This window comes from Rothia nasimurium (assembly GCF_049068285.1).
Taxonomy (GTDB): domain Bacteria; phylum Actinomycetota; class Actinomycetes; order Actinomycetales; family Micrococcaceae; genus Rothia; species Rothia nasimurium_I.
Genome location: NZ_JBLKPV010000002.1, coordinates 1 through 16,780 on the forward strand (window position 1 = coordinate 1; position 16,780 = coordinate 16,780).

Annotated in this window: 17 protein-coding genes; 6 read left to right on the forward strand and 11 right to left on the reverse strand. The window is 59.5% G+C overall.

Features of this window, described 5'->3' with window-relative positions; translation table 11 throughout:
• Nucleotides 1-55: 55 nt before the first annotated feature.
• Entirely contained in the window at nt 56-1,141 is a 1,086-nt protein-coding gene (gene ychF, locus ACMXX3_RS02020) for a redox-regulated ATPase YchF (RefSeq protein WP_421083140.1), read from the reverse strand.
• A gap of 152 nt (nt 1,142-1,293) precedes the next feature.
• On the opposite strand from ychF, the gene ACMXX3_RS02025 reads away from it, so the two are divergent.
• Nucleotides 1,294-1,503, forward strand: coding sequence for a hypothetical protein (locus ACMXX3_RS02025; RefSeq protein WP_421083141.1), 210 nt, complete (start codon nt 1,294-1,296; stop codon nt 1,501-1,503).
• An 18-nt stretch (nt 1,504-1,521) separates the two neighbouring features.
• On the forward strand, nt 1,522-2,325 hold the full coding sequence (locus tag ACMXX3_RS02030) for a hypothetical protein (protein WP_421083142.1): 804 nt from the start codon (nt 1,522-1,524) through the stop codon (nt 2,323-2,325).
• On the opposite strand, the gene ACMXX3_RS02035 is transcribed toward ACMXX3_RS02030, so the two are convergent.
• Nucleotides 2,322-2,645, reverse strand: a complete 324-nt coding sequence (locus ACMXX3_RS02035) for a DMT family transporter (RefSeq protein ID WP_421083143.1) — start codon at nt 2,643-2,645, stop codon at nt 2,322-2,324. The genes ACMXX3_RS02030 and ACMXX3_RS02035 overlap by 4 nt on opposite strands.
• Before the next feature lie 149 nt (nt 2,646-2,794).
• Here ACMXX3_RS02035 and rmuC point away from each other — a divergent pair, with 149 nt between their 5' ends.
• Complete coding sequence (gene rmuC, locus ACMXX3_RS02040; protein ID WP_421083144.1) at nt 2,795-4,006, forward strand: DNA recombination protein RmuC; 1,212 nt, start codon at nt 2,795-2,797, stop codon at nt 4,004-4,006.
• Nucleotides 4,007-4,186: 180 nt separating this feature from the next.
• Here the strand turns inward: rmuC and ACMXX3_RS02045 are convergent, their stop codons facing one another.
• Both ACMXX3_RS02045 and ACMXX3_RS02050 read right to left on the reverse strand, forming a co-directional pair.
• Nucleotides 4,187-5,278, reverse strand: coding sequence for a 4-hydroxy-3-methylbut-2-enyl diphosphate reductase (locus ACMXX3_RS02045; protein ID WP_421083145.1), 1,092 nt, complete (start codon nt 5,276-5,278; stop codon nt 4,187-4,189).
• Nucleotides 5,279-5,298: 20 nt separating this feature from the next.
• Nucleotides 5,299-6,492 carry a hypothetical protein gene (locus tag ACMXX3_RS02050; protein WP_421083146.1) on the reverse strand — a complete coding sequence of 398 codons (1,194 nt, stop codon included), beginning with the start codon at nt 6,490-6,492 and terminating at the stop codon, nt 5,299-5,301.
• Between the two features lie 231 nt (nt 6,493-6,723).
• On the opposite strand from ACMXX3_RS02050, the gene xseA reads away from it, so the two are divergent.
• Both xseA and ACMXX3_RS02060 read left to right on the forward strand, forming a co-directional pair.
• Complete coding sequence (gene xseA / locus ACMXX3_RS02055; protein WP_421083147.1) at nt 6,724-8,037, forward strand: exodeoxyribonuclease VII large subunit; 1,314 nt, start codon at nt 6,724-6,726, stop codon at nt 8,035-8,037.
• 31 nt (nt 8,038-8,068) lie between these two features.
• Nucleotides 8,069-8,308 carry an exodeoxyribonuclease VII small subunit gene (locus ACMXX3_RS02060; protein WP_421083148.1) on the forward strand — a complete coding sequence of 80 codons (240 nt, stop codon included), beginning with the start codon at nt 8,069-8,071 and terminating at the stop codon, nt 8,306-8,308.
• 65 nt (nt 8,309-8,373) lie between these two features.
• Here the strand turns inward: ACMXX3_RS02060 and ACMXX3_RS02065 are convergent, their stop codons facing one another.
• Genes ACMXX3_RS02065 through ACMXX3_RS02075 form a run of 3 tightly spaced genes read right to left on the reverse strand, consistent with a single transcriptional unit; the run spans nt 8,374 to nt 11,166 of the window.
• Entirely contained in the window at nt 8,374-9,591 is a 1,218-nt protein-coding gene (locus tag ACMXX3_RS02065; RefSeq protein WP_421083149.1) for a pyridoxal phosphate-dependent aminotransferase, read from the reverse strand.
• 10 nt (nt 9,592-9,601) lie between these two features.
• Nucleotides 9,602-10,699 carry a glycine betaine ABC transporter substrate-binding protein gene (locus ACMXX3_RS02070; protein WP_421083150.1) on the reverse strand — a complete coding sequence of 366 codons (1,098 nt, stop codon included), beginning with the start codon at nt 10,697-10,699 and terminating at the stop codon, nt 9,602-9,604.
• Nucleotides 10,696-11,166, reverse strand: a complete 471-nt coding sequence (locus ACMXX3_RS02075) for an NUDIX hydrolase (protein ID WP_421083151.1) — start codon at nt 11,164-11,166, stop codon at nt 10,696-10,698. The genes ACMXX3_RS02070 and ACMXX3_RS02075 overlap by 4 nt, the downstream gene beginning before the upstream one ends.
• An 89-nt stretch (nt 11,167-11,255) precedes the next feature.
• Here ACMXX3_RS02075 and ACMXX3_RS02080 point away from each other — a divergent pair, with 89 nt between their 5' ends.
• On the forward strand, nt 11,256-12,239 hold the full coding sequence (locus ACMXX3_RS02080) for a mechanosensitive ion channel family protein (protein WP_421083152.1): 984 nt from the start codon (nt 11,256-11,258) through the stop codon (nt 12,237-12,239).
• On the opposite strand, the gene ACMXX3_RS02085 is transcribed toward ACMXX3_RS02080, so the two are convergent.
• The 4 genes from ACMXX3_RS02085 to ACMXX3_RS02100 all read right to left on the reverse strand — a co-directional run bounded on the left by ACMXX3_RS02085 (nt 12,236) and on the right by ACMXX3_RS02100 (nt 16,727).
• Nucleotides 12,236-13,126, reverse strand: a complete 891-nt coding sequence (locus ACMXX3_RS02085; RefSeq protein WP_421083153.1) for a LysR substrate-binding domain-containing protein — start codon at nt 13,124-13,126, stop codon at nt 12,236-12,238. The two genes, ACMXX3_RS02080 and ACMXX3_RS02085, sit on opposite strands and share 4 nt — an antisense overlap.
• Nucleotides 13,123-13,608, reverse strand: coding sequence for a hypothetical protein (locus ACMXX3_RS02090; protein ID WP_421083154.1), 486 nt, complete (start codon nt 13,606-13,608; stop codon nt 13,123-13,125). Before ACMXX3_RS02090 ends, ACMXX3_RS02085 begins: the two co-directional genes overlap by 4 nt.
• 442 nt (nt 13,609-14,050) lie before the next feature.
• Nucleotides 14,051-15,667: a CHAD domain-containing protein gene (locus tag ACMXX3_RS02095; RefSeq protein WP_421083155.1), complete on the reverse strand. Its 1,617-nt coding sequence runs from the start codon at nt 15,665-15,667 to the stop codon at nt 14,051-14,053.
• Between the two features lie 127 nt (nt 15,668-15,794).
• Nucleotides 15,795-16,727, reverse strand: coding sequence for a hypothetical protein (locus ACMXX3_RS02100; RefSeq protein ID WP_421083156.1), 933 nt, complete (start codon nt 16,725-16,727; stop codon nt 15,795-15,797).
• Between the last annotated feature and the right edge of the window lie 53 nt (nt 16,728-16,780).

Consider the following 16,780-nt stretch of genomic DNA (forward strand, 5'->3'; position numbering starts at 1 on the left):
GGCTGGTAGCTCCTTCCAAGGAGCTACCAGCCACTCAATCATCAAAAGCTACAAGCTAGACGTTGAAGCGGAACTCCACCACGTCGCCGTCCTGCATGACGTAATCCTTGCCTTCCATGCGGACCTTGCCGCGGGCCTTTGCCTCGGCCATAGAACCGGCGTCGTCCAGGTCGGAGAAGGAGACAACCTCAGCCTTAATGAAGCCACGCTCAAAATCGGTGTGGATCACACCGGCTGCCTGGGGGGCGGTGTCGCCCTTGGTAATGGTCCAGGCGCGGGTTTCCTTGGGGCCTGCGGTCAGGTAGGTCTGCAAGCCCAGGGTGGAGAAGCCAACACGGGCCAGCTTATCCAGGCCGGACTCGTCCTGGCCACTCATTTCCAGCATTTCCCGGGCCTCTTCTTCAGAGAGCTCAACCATGTCAGCCTCAAGCTTGGCGTCCAGGAAGACGGCCTCAGCGGGGGCAACCATGGCGCGCAGTTCAGCCTGCTTTTCCTCAGAGGCAAGGACGCCCTCGTCCGAGTTAAAGACGTAGATGAAGGGCTTGGAGGTGAGCAGGTTCAGCTCCTTGAGCAAGGCCATGTCGATCTTTGCTTCTTCGTACTTGGAGATCAGGGTGTCGCCCTGTTCCAGCACGGCCTGGGCCTTCTTGTATTCCTCAAGCTGGGCAGGGTCGCCCTTCTTGATCTTGACGGCCTTTTCCAGGCGGGGAATAGCGTTTTCCAGGGTCTGCAGGTCAGCCAGCACCAGTTCGGTGTTGATGGTTTCCATATCGCTGGCGGGGTCGACTTTGCCGTCGACGTGGATGACGTCGGGGTCGTCGAAGGCGCGGACGACCTGGGCGATCGCGTGAGCCTCGCGGATGTTTGCGAGGAACTGGTTACCCAGGCCTTCACCCTCAGAGGCACCACGGACGATACCGGCGATATCCACGAAGGAGACGGTCGCGGGCAGGATGCGCTCGGAGCCGTAGATTTCGGCCAGGCGGGCCAGGCGCTCGTCAGGTAGGTTGACGACGCCCACGTTGGGTTCGATGGTTGCGAAGGGGTAGTTCGCTGCCAGGATGTTGTTTTTGGTCAGTGCGTTAAAAAGGGTCGACTTGCCGACGTTGGGCAGACCCACAATTCCAATAGTTAAAGCCACGGTTTCTAGTTTACAGGGGTGAGTCAAGCGGGCGCGGGAGCCTTAGGCATGAGCTGTAAGCGGTGCGGACGCCCGCCACCGGCGGGTAGGTCTGGCAGCTCCCCCTCGCCCACTTCTTGTTATCCAGGACACATCACATTAAGCTGGTCAGCATGACAGGAGCCCAGTTTTCAACTCAAGACATCATCATCCGCCCGATTAATATCGACTCCGATGCCGATATGGAGCAGCTCAATGCCCTGGATTCTGCCTGCGATGAAAAGCTCTACGGCTTCCCGTCCACCACAACCGTTGAAGAGCGGCGAGCTATTCTTGCTCCCTCCAGTTACTATGAAAACCACCGTTGGGTGGCAGAGGCTTAGGGGAAGATTCTCGGTATTGTGCTGGTATCACTCCCCCTCAAAGAGAACCTGAATGGCCTGAACTTCCATCTCGCCGTCCATCCCAAGGCCGAAGGGCGGGGCCTGGAAGAGGCACTTACCCACCATGCCCTAGCCGAGGCTATCGAACCCAGCGGACGCACCCACATCACCTATTACGGCTACCTCATGCAGGATCACAACAAGGACGACCCCGCCCTGCCCATCAACAGGGTTGCGGCCCTTCTGGGCTTGGAACCTAAGAATTCTGCTATCACGAGAATCGCTCCCCTACCGCTTCCCGCAGACCTTGTGCAGGAGGCTGGGCACAAGACAATAACCGATCCCGCCTACACCTTCGAGGTTTGGGAACATAAAATTCCCGAACAACACCTAGAGTCAGCCGCAGCTGCTTACCACCAGCTAGAGGTAGATGAACCCACTGGAGAAGCCCGCCGGGAGGCTTCAAACTTCACCCCTGAGCGTCTGCGCGAGATAGAGGAGAAAACCCATGCATCAGGAGAAGAACTGATGTATGCGGCAGCCCTACACCAAGGAAAGATTGCAGCGATAACGGCTTTGACCTATCCCACCGATACACGCAATGCCTCAGCCTGGCAGGAATCCACCGTGGTCATGCCAGAGCACCGCGGCCTTGGCCTCTCGCGCACCCTCAAGGTTCTGAGCCATACCCGACTGCCGGCGTCCGCACCCCACATTCGGCAAATTATTACCATGAACTCGGCCGTCAACCCGGCCATGATTAGGGTTAATGAGGAGCTGGGCTACCGGCCCGTCTGGGAAGAAATCTGCTATCAGAACTAGTGGCTAGCCCCGCCCAGGTTGAGCACTAGCACCCCGGCAACAATCAGGGAAATACCCACTACCTTCACTAGGGTGATGGGCTCCCCCAGGAAGACCGCACCGATAGCGACGATGGCAGCGGTGCCCAGCCCCGACCAGAGGGCATAGGCCACCCCCACCGGAATGTCCCTCACCGCCAGGGCCAGCATGAAAAAGGCAAAACCATAACCTGCCAGGCAGCCGAGGGTAAACCAGAGGCGGGTAAACCCTTCGGTGTACTTCAAAAGGCTCGTGGCAAGAAGCTCAGAACCGATGGCAAGGGCAAGAAAAAGGTAGGGCATGCAACCAGTCTAGGGCACTTCAGCCAGCACCAGATGAGGCACTTGGAAAGGGTAGCTTGAGTATTTCCCCACCCCAGTAAAAGAACCCCGGGTATGACCCACGGGTGACGGCCTCTCCGGTTACCTGTGGGCTGGGTAAAGTAGGGGGTATGGCTACTTCAACGGTTCTTCTTGCTGTCCTGCTCGCCCTGATTCTGGGGGCGCTCGCAGGCTATCTTTGGGGACGGGCGGGCAGCGGCTCTGTTGATTCCCTCAAGGAAAAGAATTCCCGCCTGACTGCCGACCTCGCAGCAGCCCAACGAGCCGAAGCCCTGCTGAGCGAGCGCGTCCGGGAGCTGACAGTCAAAGCGGAAGAAGATGAAGACGTCCTGCTGGCCCTGGCTCCCCTCAAAGCCCAGCTGGCCACAATGGAAAAATCCGTTCGCACCATGGAAACCCAGCGGGCCCAACAGTACGGGGGCCTGGCGGAGGCTCTTGCAGAGACTAACCGCACCGGGGCCCAGTTGCGGGAGGCTACCGGCGCTCTGGCCGGGGCCCTGCGTTCCTCATCAGCCCGGGGAACCTGGGGAGAAGCCCAACTCCGCCGAATCGTTGAAGCAGCCGGTATGACCCGCCACATCGACTACACTGAACAAACCACAGCCCAGGCTACTGCCGCCAATGGAACAGACCGGGTGATCCGTCCCGATATGGTGATCAACCTGCCCGGTGAAAAAACCATTATCTGTGACGCTAAAGCGCCCCTGGCTGCTTACCTGACAGCCCAGGAAGCTGACACCCCTCAGAAACAAAAGTCCTTCCTGACCCAGCACGCCCGGGCCCTTAGAACCCATATCGACGCCCTGGCTAGTAAAAACTATTGGTCCGGCTTCCATACCTCCCCCGAACTCGTCCTCTGCTTTATCCCCTCCGAGTCGGCCCTCTCTGCAGCCCTCACCGCAGATCCGACCCTCCTGGACTACGCCGCGGCGAAGAATATTGCCCTTGTCTCCCCAACCTCCCTTCTGGCTGCCCTCAAAGCGATTTCTTTCTCCTGGCGTCAGGACGCTTTGACCGACAACGCCCGGGAGCTCTTTACCTTAGCGACCCAGCTTTATGACAGGCTGGGTACCGCAGGAACCCACCTCAACGGCATGGGCCGGGCTCTGACCCGCGCCATTGACTCCTACAACGGCCTGGTTGGCTCCCTCGAAACCCGCGTCTTTGTGACCGCCCGCAAAATGAGGTCCCTCTCTGGCCAGACAGGCCCGGCAGATCAGCTCATCCCTACTCCCGTCGATTCCACGGTCAAGCCCCTCACCGCCCCTGAATTTACCCAGGGAGATCTTCTCACTGAAGAAGACCTAGACTGGACCCGGTAAAGCACAACCCCGGCACCTCATTCAAGAAAGAGGTGCCGGGGTCTGAACTTTTTAGGTGGGCTAGGCTAGCCTGCGTTACCGGGTCGGCTTTGCTCCACACTTCCTAAATTTGCCCAATCGTGGGCAAATTTTTAACGGAAGAGGACTTCGTCGCGAAGCCAACCCGGTCGCTTCGCGATTTTACCGGGTCGGCTTCGCTCCTCGTCCTCCAAGACGCATAGCAGGCTCGCCTGAATCGTTCTTCAGGGCCGCGCGAAGCTCCTTGGGCAGGGAAAAGAGGATGTCTTCCTTAGCAGTCTCAAACTTTTCAACATCAACGTAACCGTAGTCGGCCAGCAGACGCAGAACGTCCTGCACCAGAACCTCGGGCACCGAAGCGCCGGAGGTTAGCCCCACGGTGGTGACGCCCTCAAACCAGGCTTCATCAACCTCATTGGCGTAATCCACCAGGTAGGCCTGCTTGGCCCCGTATTCCAGGGCAACTTCCTTCAGGCGCACCGAGTTAGATGAATTGGTAGAGCCAACAACGATCACCAGATCAGCCTGGGGAGCAATCTCCTTAATAGCGCCCTGGCGGTTAGAGGTTGCGTAGCAGATATCGTCGGACGGCGGGTCCTGCAGGGTCGGGAAACGCTCCCGCAGGCGGGCAACGGTTTCAAGAGTCTCATCGACAGACAGGGTGGTCTGAGAAATCCACACGACCTTCTCGGGGTCGCGGACGGTTACCTTATCTACCTCATCGGGTGAGTTCACAATCTGGATGTGGTCGGGGGCTTCACCAGCGGTTCCCTCAACCTCTTCATGGCCTTCATGACCAATGAGCAGAATATCGTAATCCTGCTTGGCAAAACGTACTGCCTCACGGTGCACCTTGGAGACCAGGGGGCAGGTGGCGTCAATAGTGTTGAGCTGCCGATCCTCAGCTGAAGAAACCACAGCTGGTGACACGCCGTGGGCTGAGAACACCGTGACCGAGCCTTCGGGAACTTCCTCGACCTCGTCCACAAAAATTGCCCCCTGGGCTTCCAGGGTTTCAACGACGTGGCGGTTATGTACGATTTGCTTCCGGACGTAGACGGGCGCACCGTAGTGCTCTAGGGCCTTCTCAACGGCGATTACGGCCCGGTCAACGCCAGCACAGTAACCTCGGGGGGCTGCGAGGAGCACTTTCTTCTGACCGGTCGGGGCGGCCGCTTCAACCTCTTCACGGGAGCGGCGCACGCGCGGCACGGTGGGCAGGCCAAGTTCAATGGTCTTTTCAGCTGTAGACATAGTCTCCATCTTACGGGTTTCTAGCGGGTCCGTGCAGTGGCGAGTCTCGCAGAAATCTTCAGGACGGCCGCCAAGACCGCCAGCAGGGCTGCCAGGGCAGCGGCTACCAAAAGGCTCAGGGCAACAGTGGTGTGGAAGTCAGCAAAGGATCCTGCAATCGTTTCAGAAAGCTTTTGGAGGAAGGTAAGTGCCGCTCCTCCTACCGGCAGGTCAAGGCCCGTGGTCAGGGAGAAGCCGGTGGCCAGGAGGCTGGCCAGCCAGCTGAGGCCTGCACCTATCAAGAAGACAACCGCCAGGTAACCGAAGCGGCTGCCAGGCCATAAAAGAACCCCGGCGAGCGCCGCTGCTGCGCTGAGAACGAAGAGGAGCGGCCAGAGGTCTGAGATGAAAATCAGGGTATTGGCTAGAGAATTGAGGGGCCAGATGCTCTGGCCGGTATCGAGGACGAGGGTGCGGCCAGGTAGCCCAGAGGTGTCGATAGGGACTCCGGTTGAGGTAGCTACGCTGGTGGCTGCTGCATCGTAGATGGCGCTCAAGTCCAAGATTGCAGGCCTGCTCTCTCCGCTGAAGTTATAGGCGTGGGTATCTGTGATGACCTGGTTCCAGAGCTGGGGGTAGGCCTCTGAGTTAATGGTTGCGCCGGTTGCCGTATCGACAAAATTTTTGGTTTGGTCATAGAGCCAGTTCTGCACTCCCCCGTACCAGGTGGTTGAGTTGCCGTCTCCCAGGTAGGTGGAGATGGCCGGGGAGGCCATGATGTCGTCGGTCACGGCTGTAGCCAGGGTTTGCTGGAATTCTGGGTCGCTTGCGATGCCTGAGGTGAGGGCGGTGAAACCGGCTGTGTCTGTAATGGTGTGGGCTGACCAGTAGGCAGCTGCCCCGGTCAGGCCGGTGGCAAGAGCCAGGAGGGCACAGAGGACGCCGAAAAAGCGGCGGGCCAGGCTGAAGGCCGGACGGCGCCGCCCCCTTGCCAGGGCAGGGCTAGCGGCTGGTGTAGACGGTGCCCCATGGCCAGGCAGGACTGGATAGGCAGAGGCTTGACTGTAGGGAGCCGTAGGCTCTTGGCTCAGGGGCTGGTGGGTAGAAGAACCCGTTGGTGGTTGGCTGGCGCCAGGATGAGGAGGTAAGGAGTTGGCGGACTGGTGCCGCCGCTGGACCTCGGGATTGGTCCAGTTGCCATCGAAGTCTTTGAAATCGGTAGGAGGAGTGCCCATGATGCCCTATCCTAAACCTTTTGGCTGTGGATTAGCTTTCTGGTTCTTGAGAGATAACCAGTGGTCCGTTGAAGGCAGGTCGATGGCTAGGTAGCCGGTGCTCTTATCTGTGCTAGCCGCCTGACCTGAGATGCGGGGCGGGTGCGTCCTGCCCCTCATTTTTCTGTTTTTCTTGGTGGTATTTGCCCCTGAGCTTCTTAAAATGTCAGGCAGCGGTGGTAATAGTGGGGTATGAACAGTTTTGGTGAGCAGTCCCTTTCCCTAGCCCAGGCCCAAGAGCAGGCAGCCCAAGCGGCTGCTGCCCCTGCCCAGCCCCTGGCTGAGCGGGCTGGCCAGACCACTGCTGATAACCCTTGGCCCCTGCACCTCTTATCCAACAAGATGCACGAATACATTGCCCGGTGCGTCCCCACCTGGGTTGAGGGTCAGATTATTGAGCTCAACCATCGGGGCCGGGTCTCCTACCTGACCCTTCGCGATATCGAGCAGGAAGTCTCAGTATCGGTCACGGTCTGGGGCTCCGAAATGGCTAAGGTCCAGGGCCAGCTGGAGCGGGGCTCCCGGGTTGTCCTCCAGCTCAAACCTGATTTCTGGGTCAAGACCGGACGCCTGTCCATGCAGGGTTCCCATATCAAGCCTGTCGGTGTGGGCTCCATGTTGGAGCTGATTGAGAAGCTCCGGGGCAAGCTTTCGGCCGAAGGGCTCTTTGACGGTGCCCGTAAGAAGCCCCTGCCGCTCCTCCCCCGCCGGGTCGGCCTCATTACCGGCCGAGATTCCGATGCCATGAAGGACGTCATCCGCAACGCCTCCCTCCGCTGGCCCGCCGTAGATTTTGAGGTCCGCGAGGTCGCTGTTCAGGGCGTTAATGCGGTTGCCCAGGTGACCGCCGCCCTAGCAGAGCTTGATGCCCGCCCCGATATCGACGTCATTGTCATAGCCCGTGGCGGTGGCTCCTTTGAAGACCTCCTGCCCTTCTCCGAAGAAGCCATGGTCCGGGCAGTTGCCGCAGCCCAGACCCCGGTCGTCTCCGCTATCGGCCATGAGGCTGACTCCCCGCTGATGGACCACGCAGCGGATCTGCGGGCCTCCACCCCCACCGACGCAGGGAAAAGGATAGTGCCTGACGTCCGCGAAGAACAAGAACTCTTCCGGGGGGCTCGATACCAGCTCGCCCGGGCTATCGAACAGATGCTTGCCCGCGAAAAGCAGGGCCTTGCCCAGGTACGCTCCCGTCCGGCCCTAGCCAACCCGGCTTCAACCCTCTTGGCCCGGGCCGAAGACCTTGACAGGCTCCGCACCCGCGGGCTCAAGGCAGCTACCCACCGGGTTGCCCGCGACCGCGATCTTATCGGCCAGCTCCGGGCCCGAGTTACCGCCCTCTCCCCCCAACAAACCCTCAACCGGGGCTATGCCGTCCTGCAAACCAACGACGGCCACCTGGTCCGAGACGCCACAGGCCTTGCCCCGGGTTCCGCCATTACCGTCAGGGCTGCAAAGGGCTCCCTGGAAGCAAGCGTCACCGCCGTCCACCCTGATAACCACTAAGTATTAGCTACAGACAAGAAAGAAGAAACCCATGAGCAACCCCATCGAATTCAAGACCGAACTCAACGCTCTTCCTGTCGACCAGCTCACCTACGAGCAGGCCCGGGAAGAACTGCTGCAGGTCGTTAGCCGAATGGAGTCAGGGGCAGGAACCCTTGAAGAATCCATTGCCCTTTGGGAACGCGGTGAAGCCCTTGCCAACCGGTGTGAAGCCTGGCTAGACGGGGCAAGCGCCAAACTAGATGCAGCCCGCCAAGAAGCCCAGGGCTAAATAAGCAGCCCCGCACCACCAAAGGGTAAGTGCGGGGCTAACCTGGCTTTCAAGCAGGGTCATGATTAGTTTTGCTTGTAATCGCTCAAGAAATTGCCCAAACGTTCCAGGGCATCTGCGAGGACGTGGATATCGGGCAAGAAGACCAGGCGGAAGTGGTCAGGAGCCCCCCAGTTAAAGGCTGAACCGTGGCTCAGCAGAATCTTCTGCTCCCGCAACAGGTCAAGCATGAACTTCTCATCGCTGGTGATATTGAACTTATCAACATCGATCTTGGGGAAGAGGTAAAGGGCGCCCTGGGCCTGCTGGACGGTGATTCCGTCCATCTCGCTGAGCATCTTGTAAGACAGGTCGCGCTGTTCCTTCAGACGGCCGCCGGGCAGAATCAGATCGTTGATGGACTGGTAGCCACCAAGAGCCGTCTGGATAGCGTGCTGGGCCGGAACATTGGCGCACAGGCGCATATTAGCCAGCAGGTTAATGCCCTCAATGAAGGGGGCTGCAGCCAGCTTCGGGCCAGAAATCGCAACCCAGCCGGCCCGGTAACCGCAGACCCGGTAGGCCTTCGAGAGGCCAGAGAAGGTCAGACAGAGGACGTCATCGCCGGTGAGAGAGGCAACGTGGGTCATGACGTTGCCATCGTAGAGAATCTTCTCGTAGATTTCATCGGCAAAGATAATCAGCTCGTGCTCGCGGGCAAGGTCTACGATCTGCTGCAGAACCTGGGGTGAATAGACAGCACCGGTGGGGTTATTGGGGTTAATCACCACAATGCCGCGGGTGTTCGGGGTGATCTTGGATTTGATGTCCTCGATATCGGGGTTCCAGCCATCTGCTTCGTCACAGGTGTAGTGAACCGGCTTGCCGCCTGCCAGCTGGGTTGACGCCGTCCAGAGGGGGTAGTCGGGGCTGGGCACCAGGATTTCATCGCCGTTATCGAGCAGGGCCTGGAGGGTCATGGGAATCAGCTCAGAGACGCCGTTACCCAGGTAGACATCATCAGTGGTGATGTTCATGATGCCCTCGTTCTGGTAGTACTGAACGATGGCGGTCCTAGCTGAGTAGAGTCCCCGGGAATCTGAGTAGCCCTGGGTTTCGGGGAGGTGCTCGATGATGTCCATCATGATGGTTTCGGGCGCCTCAAAGCCGAAGGGGGCGGGGTTGCCGATATTGAGCTTGAGGATACGGTGGCCGCGGGCCTCCATCCGCTGGGCTTCTTCGAGGATAGGGCCGCGGATGTCGTAGAGGACGTTTTGGAGTTTCTTTGATTGCTTGAATGCCATGAGATTCAGATTACCCTTTCAGGGCTGTCAACCAGAAATGTGCGGCCTCTGTTTCAGTAAGCGGATGGTCACCGCTGGTGAGGGTGTTCAGTCGGGCCAGGTGGTCAGAGGTCAGGGAGGCTGAGACACCATTGATGATGTCGATGGCCTCTTGGGGTAGTTCGTCGCTTCTGACGATGGGCACAATGTTTTGGGCCAGCTGGGTGCGTTCGGGGTCGTCGAGAAGAATGAGGTTGTGGACGCTGATAGCTGGGTTTGCGGTGTAGACGTAGGCCAGATCAGTTTGCCCGGTGATGAGCTGATGGATTTGGTCGGCCCGGTCATCGAAAGTGTTAATGGCACCTGGGGTGCAGGAATAGTCGGCTTGGAGAGAAGCTGCTCCGCTGGGGTTCTCCTGGTAGGTTTCGGGGGCAACCAGGGTGAGGTTTCGGCAGGTTTCTCCGAGATCCTCCATGTCACTGATGCTGTGGCGGGTAGCTGTAGCCCGGGTCATCACGTAACCGTAGCGGTTGGTGGCCGATGAGGCGTCAAGGAGGCTAGCTCCAGCCGGCAGGGTTCCTTCTAGGGCCTTGTAGATATCTGAGGGGCTCAGCCCCCGTACATTGACTTGCTCACCATTGGGGCCCTTAGCGCCGTTGTCGGTGAGGTACAGGAGCAAATCGCCGGTAAGGTCAGGGGTTAGGTGGGTGACTCCGGCCATCGGGAGGGGCTGACCTGTAGCCTGGGGGCTTGCACTTTCTTGGGGCGTACCCAGGTCAAGGCCCATGCTGGTAAAGAGGGATTCGCGGTTTGGTTCCGTTTCGACCACTTCTACCCGGTACCCTGCAGCTTGGAGGGCAGCCTGGTAGATGTAGGCGGCGTGGCGGGTTTCTGGGGTCAGGCCGGTACCGACGGTGAGAGTAGCCTGGGTCGGGCCGCTTGAGGGTGAGGACGCCCCTACCCCACCGGTCGCCGAAAGGCTGGGGGTTGAGGGGGCGGCAGCGTCCTGGGCGGAAGAACCGCAGGCGCTCAGGGCAAGCAGGGGCAGAAGGAGTAGGCAAGTCATCCGGGTGGCAGACTGCCGCCCAGTGCCAGCTAGGTGGGGGCGGGGCCGTCCTGAAAAAATCATGCGGATTCCTGCCGGTAGGAGCGGGCCATGTCGCTGGCGTCGTCAAAGCCTAGTAAGCGGGCCGCTTCATCAAGGGCTGAGTAGTAGGGGTGCTGATCGAGTTCAGCAAGAGGGATCCAGGCGGCCATATCGCTGGACCCTCCCACCTCATGGGTTAGCTCCCCGCCGGTGACGTGCCCGCGGTAGATGGTGCGGAAGGCACAGAAGGGCCGGTCGGTGCCGTCCTGGTCGAAGTAGGCGGTATGAACTCCAAGCAGGCCATCGAGTTCGATGGTATAGCCGGTCTCTTCCAAGACTTCGCGCACGGCCGTCTCAGCTGGTTGCTCGCCGGGATCCATACCGCCGCCGGGTAGGGTCCAGCCCGGTTCATAGCCGGGGATGGTGGGCACCCAGCGGGATAAGAGTATCTTGCCGTCCTCAATCACCACAGCGTAAGCAGCCGGGCGGGTATCCATCACCAGGGGCATTGGGGCAACCTTCCGTCACAAACAATCGTCATCATTTCAGTCTACGGCTTTGGCGGCTATGCTCAGCTAAACCCGCTAACCTCGTGAGTATGAGTTTTCTGAACGCCACCACAACGACCCCCCTTGAAGAAAGCGCTGAGGTTGCAGGCACCGTCCTGACCCGCCTGGCTAGTCTCGATTTCTGGCTCGGGGCACCGGCGAGGATTGCCATCATTATTGTTCTGGGCATTATCCTTCAGATGCTGGTGCGCCTGGTGATTCGTAAGGTTACCGATTCGATTGCCCGCGGTACTAAAAACCGGGTTCTTGCAACCGATGAGAAGCCCGGGGCTATCAGCCGTTGGCGGGCCGATGCCTCCCTAGCTTCAGCGAGGCAGACCCAGCGGGCCCAAACTGTCGGGTCGGTGCTGCGGTCCGTTTCGTCCATCGTGATTTGGACGGTCATGATTGTCATGATTATTGCCGAAATGGGCTTTAACATTGCCCCGGTGATTGCTTCAGCCGGTGTCGTCGGCGTGGCCCTGTCCTTTGGTGCCCAGTCCCTGGTGAAGGACTTCCTGGCGGGCATCTTTATCGTTGCCGAAGACCAGCTTGGCATCGGGGACTGGGTCAATCTGGGTGAAGCTGAAGGTGAAGTCGAAGCTGTTGGCCTCCGCACCACCCAGGTGCGAGATAGTGCAGGCACCCTCTGGCATGTTCGCAACGGGGAGATCCTGCGGGTGGGCAATTCTTCCCAGGGCTGGGCCCGCACTATCATCGATCTCCCTATCCCCTACACCGCCGATATCGACGAGATGGGCCAGTTCCTCCTGGAGTCAATGCAGCAGGCTGTAACCCTGCCCGGTATTGCAGAGAATATCTCGGGTGAGCCCCAGTACCTGGGTGTTCAGTCGGTGACCGGTGAACAAGTGATCTTGCGCCTGACCGTCAAGACGGCCCCCTCGGAGCAGTTTATGGTGGGCCGTAAGCTCCGGGAGCAGCTGAAGAAGGCTATGGACGAACGGGGCCTGCGTATTCCCCTGGCCAACCAGTCTGTTGTCTACGGGGAAAAATCAACCGATTCCCAGGCCTAGCGCTTCTTCCTCTTCTGGGCCTGGTACTGGCGCAGGTTCCCGTTCTTCTGGGCATTGCGGCGCTTGCGGTCTTCAGCTTCCCACTTCTTGTTGGCCGCAGCCCGCTTGCGCTTAGCTTCTTCCTTAGCCCGGCGCTGCTTGTCGAGGGCCACCTCGCGGGTATCAGACCCGCGGTTGGAGGCTGCCGTCCGGCCCCGGGTAATGCCGACAAAATCTTGAATAATCTGTTCGCGCTCATCACTTCGGCCGGGGTTGCGCGGCCAAACCAGGAGCACCGGGTATTCTTTCAGCCCTTCTACCGGCCGATAGGTCAGATCCTTGCGGTGGTAAAAACGGGCCACTGACATTGGCACTACGAGTAGGCCAATTCCGGCCGCCACGAGTTCAACAGCGTCGCCCCGGTGACGCATTTCGGGCAGGGGCCGGGGATTTTCTTCCCGGTAGGACGCTGAAACCTCAGCCCAGGCGGGCACCTCGGCAGGGTCTTGGAGCAGGAACTCTTCAGCTAAATCAGCTACCGGGACAGTCTCTAGGACGGTGAGCAGGTGGTCTTTAGGTAGCACCACCACCGGAGTCTCCCGGTAGAGTTCAATGGCGTGGTAGCGCTTACGGTCAAGGGCAGCTGCCTCGTCCTCACCTCGCAGAAGGACCATGTCGGCAAAAGCGTCCAGGGCTGAGAGCCCCTGGCCCTCAGCCAGGGCAACCTCGGTGAGCGGGGCCAGGGCTGAGTAGCGTTCGCGCCAGCGGTTGAACCATTTGCCGGGCATGACACCGGGAACGTAACCGACACACAGGCCGGGAACCTGGCCGACGCTTTCGTAGCGGTCAGTGTGGTCATCAATGAGCAGGTGGGGGTGGGCGAGTATTGCCTCGCTGAGAGAGGTCATGGGCGGTTCCCTTTCGAGATTCGAGGCATGGAGCGGCGGGCGTCCTTCCATTTGAGGACGGCGATGATGGTGATGAGCAGGAGGATGAGGGGGACGGCAACGGCCGGGTTTTCGAGCCAGAGCCAGATGACGGACATACCGATGGTGGCGTAGATGGTGCCCCACATGAGGGTTCCGATGAGCATGGCTGGAATCCAACGGATCAGGGGCATTCGGGTAAAGCCGGTAGTGATGATGACTGCGGTTTGGAAACCGATCGTGAGGAAGCAGAGGGGGACGGCCAGCACTCCCCAGCGGTTGATGAAGAGTTGGGCCCGCTGGTAGAGGGGGTGGTCCATGAGTTTCCGTATAGTGGCAAGCCGACTGCCTCCGGTGGCGGCGAGGTAGCCGAGGCTGTAGATGATGCTGGTACGCACAATTCCCACTATCCACATAAAGCCGATAGCGGCAGACCAGTGTAATCCTTCAAGCCATTCTCTCACTCCCCCAGTCTAGCGGTTCTGGCGGAGCCAGGACGTTTCCGTCCGACCGGGAGGGGCAGAGCAGACCCTTCTCCCAGTGGTGACTTGGGGAAACACCCTTTTAGTTAGGTTAGCCTATTTTCATAGATAGCTTTGCCAAAATTTTTTTGCTCAAAACACTAGCCAAACCCTCCAGAATTAGGATATATTTTTATTACCTAATAGCCGCACGGCCCTGTGGGAGGGCTGGCTATTTCGGTGCTGTCGAAGACTTTTCTTCCTGTGTGTGATGTAAAGTCCCCTGGCCACCTCCTCGGTGACCAGGGGACTTTTCTTATCTGGGCGCTTCAAAGGTTGGGGCCTAGGATCTACAAGCGGATTGTGGGGCAACCAATTGCTAATCACAACCCAGTAACCCACCACAGGCACCGAGGTTGGCCCATCAGCGGAAGCCAGCCCACTTCTACTTCAGCTGCATATCCTTGAGGGTTTCAAGCTGGCAGGTGATACTTGCTCCAAGCGTTATCCTTACGACTTCCGCCTTGAGGTCGCTACGGCCCAGGAGATAGCCGAGGGTCAGCTGGTCTACCGCACCCTGGTGGCCCAGCAGCCAGGCTGCCAGAGTGTTCTGGTCGGTTAGTTTTCCCTGCTGGCTTTGAATCTTCTTAGCCAAGTTCAGAAGCTCTTGCTGCCCCGAGGTGAGCTGGCCGCCTGCAGCCTTGATTGCGCTCAAACAGTAGCGGGCTGCCTTAGCCAGCTTGCGGACGTCGTGAACCTGCTCGTCGAGGTGGGCTGAAGCCGCCCGCCCCTGGGGGTCTTGCGGGTAGGTAGCAGCAAGAGGGGCCGCAGTCTTCACCAGGTGCTTGCGTAACCGCTTGGAGACCTTGTTGATGTAGTTATCCGGATTCAGGGGCAGGTCACAGTAGGCAGTGACATCGGTGGCTAGCTGAATGAGGCCAGCCTGCAGGTCCAAACGGGCAGGGGAGGTGATGTAGGTTCGAGCGTTTTTCAGGTAGGTGGCATCTTCGGCCTCTAGAACCTGCTTCAGGGTCTGGGATTGGAGGGCAACGGTTGCTGGGCTACTCTCCACTGTCTCTGTGACAAGCTCTGCAATGAGCTCCCCGTTCCGGTGGGGTTCTAACTGGCGGGCATAGGTCTTGAGTCCCTTGGCCAGCTGTTTGAGGCTGGTCTTAGCCTCAGCCTCTTGGGCGTAGGGCTGAGCCATATACTTGATGACGCTGCGGAGCTGACGGGCAGCTACCCGCCCCTGGTGGGTTGAGTCTGGCGCTCCTGCCCGAATCAAGAGGTCAGCCTGGGCAAGCTTCACCGTCAAATCCCGCACAATCCCGGCAAGCAGGTGGGCCGATGGCAAAATGACCTTATCATCTGCGGGTGCAGGGAACAGGCCACCCGGCACCTGAGCAGCAGCACCCAGTTGTTGGGCCCGGCGGGCTTCAAATTCAGCATCGGCCCCCAGGGCACGGGCTATCTTAGCTGTAGAGGTTGAGGCAGAAGCCCCTGCTGCCAGCAGGGTAGCCTCCACGGCTGCAAAAACTCGGGCTGCCCCGTCCGGATCTTCTAAACCTCCATCTAAAAGTTCAACCTCCCACTCGTGCCAGGTGCGTTCAACACCTGTGGAGAAATCGGTGGCAGCAACCGAATCATCACAAATCTCAGCAATGGCCGCCCCGGCCTCAGACCTCACAACAGTCCTGACCCTGCGGGTGAGCAGGGAAACGGCAGGGACAGCCTGCTCTTCCAGGAGCACCGGGGCAAGGAAGTCAGCCACAGCAGCAGGAATCTTGTCGCCTTCCTCTAGCTCAAAGGTGACCTCGTGGCGTCCTCCGGCTGCATCAAACTTGATGTGCCACCCCTGGTCGTAGCCACCGGTGCGGCGGCGCAGGGCAACCTGGTGACGGCCCAGGGCCTGGCTGGCCGTGTCATAGTAGGTGGCATCGAGATTTTCCACCACCGGATGATCAGCGGTGAAACCGTCAAAAGACCAGGTTAACTCTGGAGTGGCCTGGGTCAGATCCAGCATTTCAAACTTACGTTCAACTTCGAGGTGGTGGGCAACCATGCCTAGCCTTTCGGTGATCCTCTTTTTCCTCTTTAAGCCTATACGGCGCCCCGCCTACCGGTAGGCAGGCGGGGCGCCAAAAAGGTTCTAAGACATCTAGAGTTTTTACCCTCCAGAACTGCGGGGGTTAGGCTCGGCGGCGACGCAAAACTTCGTCAAGGTTCATGCCAGCTGCCTCAGCTAAGGTCTGGCTGGTGCTCTGCGGGGCCTGGACGGTCTCGACCGGCTCGACCACCTTGCGCTGGGCGACGGGGGCGTCCAGGTAGGTGGGGCGGGGCACCTCGGTGACGGTCCAACGGGTGTCAGGTAGGGCCTCGTCCATGCGGAGCCGGGTGGGTTCTGCTGACTTTTCTTCGGCCTTAGATTCAGCCGGAGCTTGGATCCGTACGGGCTGATGTTGGGTGCGGGCCTTGCGCAGGGCCTTGGCTGCGTGGCTGACAGGCAGGGTTGCCTGGGCCCGGGCAGGAAGCGTCGGGGTTGCCCGTCGGGGCTTCTCCTCGCCGGGGGCAATCTCAGCCCGAGAAGCCTGAGTCTTCTCCTGGAGGGTGGGACGCTCAGGGCGGTGGAGCTTCTTGCTCTGTTCTACCTTCATAGCCGTGCTGGCCCGACGCCGGTCCCGATCGCGCAGGGCCAAAACCCGAAGGGCAACCAGGCAGCCCAGGGCTAACAGCAGGAAAAGCACCGGGGTTACGAAGGTCAAGGCTGTGAATGCAGCAACCAGGGCGGTCACCCCAGAAACAAGCAGAAAGAGGGCACCGGCCCCAAAAATTGCCATACGGCCCCATCTCAGGCGCAGGGCCGGACGAGCTTCGGTAGCGTCAGCGGTAGAAGCGGAGCCAGATCCACCAAATCCACCGGCAACCGCTACCGGCGAATCAGCGTCCGCATAGGCCATGAGGGCAACCTGCTCATCGGAGTCTGTAGGTACCAGGATGTCATCGCAGGCCTTTTCAGCACCAAAGGCGTAGGCTACGCGGGACTTGGATTGCCGATTGATCATCATGAGACCCACTAATACAAGAGCAAGCAGAATGACGCCTGACGTTCCCAGAACACTCATCGGGGTGGGCCTCCTTCAAGTCAAATCAATGATGTACCGGTCAATTCTACCCC

Bases quoted from the DNA above. Each gene is read 5' to 3' on its own strand.
- ACMXX3_RS02025 (WP_421083141.1), top strand. From the start codon at position 1,294: ATGACAGGAGCCCAGTTTTCAACTCAAGACATCATCATCCGCCCGATT.
- ACMXX3_RS02035 (WP_421083143.1), bottom strand. From the start codon at position 2,645: ATGCCCTACCTTTTTCTTGCCCTTGCCATCGGTTCTGAGCTTCTTGCC.
- rmuC (WP_421083144.1), top strand. From the start codon at position 2,795: ATGGCTACTTCAACGGTTCTTCTTGCTGTCCTGCTCGCCCTGATTCTG.
- ACMXX3_RS02045 (WP_421083145.1), bottom strand. From the start codon at position 5,278: ATGTCTACAGCTGAAAAGACCATTGAACTTGGCCTGCCCACCGTGCCG.
- ACMXX3_RS02050 (WP_421083146.1), bottom strand. From the start codon at position 6,492: ATGGGCACTCCTCCTACCGATTTCAAAGACTTCGATGGCAACTGGACC.
- xseA (WP_421083147.1), top strand. From the start codon at position 6,724: ATGAACAGTTTTGGTGAGCAGTCCCTTTCCCTAGCCCAGGCCCAAGAG.
- ACMXX3_RS02060 (WP_421083148.1), top strand. From the start codon at position 8,069: ATGAGCAACCCCATCGAATTCAAGACCGAACTCAACGCTCTTCCTGTC.
- ACMXX3_RS02065 (WP_421083149.1), bottom strand. From the start codon at position 9,591: ATGGCATTCAAGCAATCAAAGAAACTCCAAAACGTCCTCTACGACATC.
- ACMXX3_RS02070 (WP_421083150.1), bottom strand. From the start codon at position 10,699: ATGATTTTTTCAGGACGGCCCCGCCCCCACCTAGCTGGCACTGGGCGG.
- ACMXX3_RS02075 (WP_421083151.1), bottom strand. From the start codon at position 11,166: ATGCCCCTGGTGATGGATACCCGCCCGGCTGCTTACGCTGTGGTGATT.
- ACMXX3_RS02080 (WP_421083152.1), top strand. From the start codon at position 11,256: ATGAGTTTTCTGAACGCCACCACAACGACCCCCCTTGAAGAAAGCGCT.
- ACMXX3_RS02085 (WP_421083153.1), bottom strand. From the start codon at position 13,126: ATGACCTCTCTCAGCGAGGCAATACTCGCCCACCCCCACCTGCTCATT.
- ACMXX3_RS02095 (WP_421083155.1), bottom strand. From the start codon at position 15,667: ATGGTTGCCCACCACCTCGAAGTTGAACGTAAGTTTGAAATGCTGGAT.
- ACMXX3_RS02100 (WP_421083156.1), bottom strand. From the start codon at position 16,727: ATGAGTGTTCTGGGAACGTCAGGCGTCATTCTGCTTGCTCTTGTATTA.